The organism is Candidatus Darwinibacter acetoxidans, from assembly GCF_041936445.1.
Classification (GTDB): Bacteria; Bacillota; Limnochordia; order Darwinibacteriales; family Darwinibacteriaceae; genus DTU010.
Genome location: NZ_JBHGXH010000157.1, coordinates 1 through 2,124, shown reverse-complemented (window position 1 = coordinate 2,124; position 2,124 = coordinate 1). Strand labels below are relative to the sequence as shown.

Sequence of the window (2,124 nt, the reverse complement as noted above, 5' to 3'; positions counted from 1 at the left end):
TCAAAGCGGGGCTGGAACCAGAAGACATGAAACGCAAGACCAAAGAAGGCGAAGAGCCGAAGGAAGAGGAGCGGGAAGAGGAAGAGGAGCAGGAAGAGGAAAAGCAGCCCGAATCCTGCGAGGAAGAGGAGAAAGCGCAGGAAGAGGAGCCGACTGAAGAGGACGAAGAGGAAGAGAAGTCCTACGAAGTCCTCGACGAGGCGCAGATCCGGCAGATCGTCGCCGACGAGATCGGCAAGGCGCTCGCCCCGATCACCGAGGCGCTCAAGTCCCTCAACGAGATCAAGACCCTCGTGACGAAGGCTGCCGCGACCCGGAGCAAGGGGCCGCGGGGGATCGTCGTCGCCCGTGAGATCAAGGAATCGCAGAAGAACGCCGAGTCGACCGCAAAGGCCGACTTTATCATACCGTGAGAGCAATGGCAACAATCGCAGAGATCCTCGGGTTCACTGACCCGGGAGAAGTGTACCAGCATTTCTGGAAGAACCACGGTTTCTCCCCCTCTGGCGAGGGCGGAGTCACCGAGAGCGTGCAGAGCAAGTTCGCCCGCAAAGAAAACCGCGAGGCGGCAAAGGGATTCGTCGTAAAGCGGATCACAGAAGCCTTTGAGAAGAGCGAGACCCCGGAGCGGAGCAAGGGGGCAGTCACGTCGTCCACAGTCGCGGCCGGCATCCCGCTCGTCTACGACCCCGAGATCCTCGACATCCTCCGCACCGACACCCCGCTCCTCTACGAGATCGCAATCGTCGGGTGGCAGGGGCCCTACTTCAAGGGGATGAACATTGCCAACCGCGCCCACCCGATCGGATTCCTGAGCGAGACTGAGAGCGCAAACGTCACCACTAAGACTCCCTCCGGGTTCACCGCCGGAGAGGTATCAGAGGCGATGACTATCCAGGCAGATGTTGTGTCCGTCACGGACTTTGGGCAGCGTGCCGCCGAACACCAGTTCAGCCTCCGGGACACCGCGCTCGGCATCCGGTTCGCCGAGAACATGCAGCTCAAGGAGCAGGCGATGCTCTACGGTGACCCCTCGCAGGCAAAGACCGATTACGGGCTCGGCGACGCCCAGGCCCCGAAGGGGTTCGCGACGGCCCTGACTGCAGGCGGCATGATGGTCGAGAAGTCCAGCGTCTCGCTTTCCGGCACCGACGCGCTCCTGAAGGATATCAAGGCCGAGATAAAAGACCTCTGCAAGAGGTACAACGTCAACCCGAAGGATCTGATCATCGGCACGTCCTACGACATCCATGATGAGCTCGACAACGAGATCAACGTCCACGGCCGGACCGAGGTCGGACAGTCAGAGGTCAATTACGGCGCCGAGCGGCTCACAATCTGGGGCGTCCCGGTCATCCCGTCGCACAATGTCAAGAAGCAGGACAATTGGGGCGGCGGGTTCACCCCCGGGGACGAGGGGGACGTCATCATCCTTAACAAGCGGGCGCACATCATCCCGTCGCTCGCGCCGCCGTTCATCCTCCCCCTCGGCCGCCGCGGACTCTCCGACGAGTGGGTGATGGGCGACTACTACTGTGTCGTCGACCGCTCCGGCGGCAAGTGGGGGAAGTACCTGAAAGCATACAACATCTGAGGTGATCGCACATGGGTCAGACAACTACCAAAAAACTCTCCGTTTTCCCCGGCAATCTCGTGCCCGGGGCAGCACTGGCAGCAGAATACTGGCAGGTCTCCAACACAACCGGAGCCGCCGCGACCACCGTCGACCTGACGTTCGACCTGGTCAACAAGTACGACCAGATCCCGGCGATCATGGGCACGCCGCTCCTGGATCCCGGTGCGGAGTCCTCGACCTCCAAGATCGTCGCGTGGTATGTCACGACGCAGACCAAATCACAGATCGTCGTGACCGTCGAGGTCGACCAGGTCGCCGGCTCCGGCAAGGACAACACCGTCACGATGTGCGCGTACATCGCCGGGCCGCAGGCGTGAGGGAGATCATGAAGTGGCGGCACAACGGCCTCTCCAACGGGAGGATCTCGTTTGGCCTGCGGCAGAGCGCGGAGATCGTGGACGGGGTCTTTGAGGCCCCGGACGACCCTGCTCTTACCGAGCGGCTGAAGGCCCTCGGGCACATCCCGGTGTCCGAGAAGATAACGGCAG

The 2,124-nt window shown here is 61.9% G+C and carries 3 protein-coding genes; all 3 read left to right on the top strand.

Annotated elements, in window-relative coordinates:
- Positions 1–413, top strand: a 413-nt coding sequence (locus ACE4YL_RS05985; RefSeq protein WP_461369364.1) for a hypothetical protein, incomplete at its 5' end; no start/stop codon positions are given.
- Positions 414–418: 5 nt separating this feature from the next.
- Positions 419–1,594, top strand: coding sequence for a hypothetical protein (locus ACE4YL_RS05980; protein WP_461369363.1), 1,176 nt, complete (start codon positions 419–421; stop codon positions 1,592–1,594).
- 11 nt (positions 1,595–1,605) lie between these two features.
- Positions 1,606–1,953, top strand: a complete 348-nt coding sequence (locus ACE4YL_RS05975) for a hypothetical protein (protein ID WP_461369362.1) — start codon at positions 1,606–1,608, stop codon at positions 1,951–1,953.
- Positions 1,954–2,124: the final 171 nt, after the last annotated feature.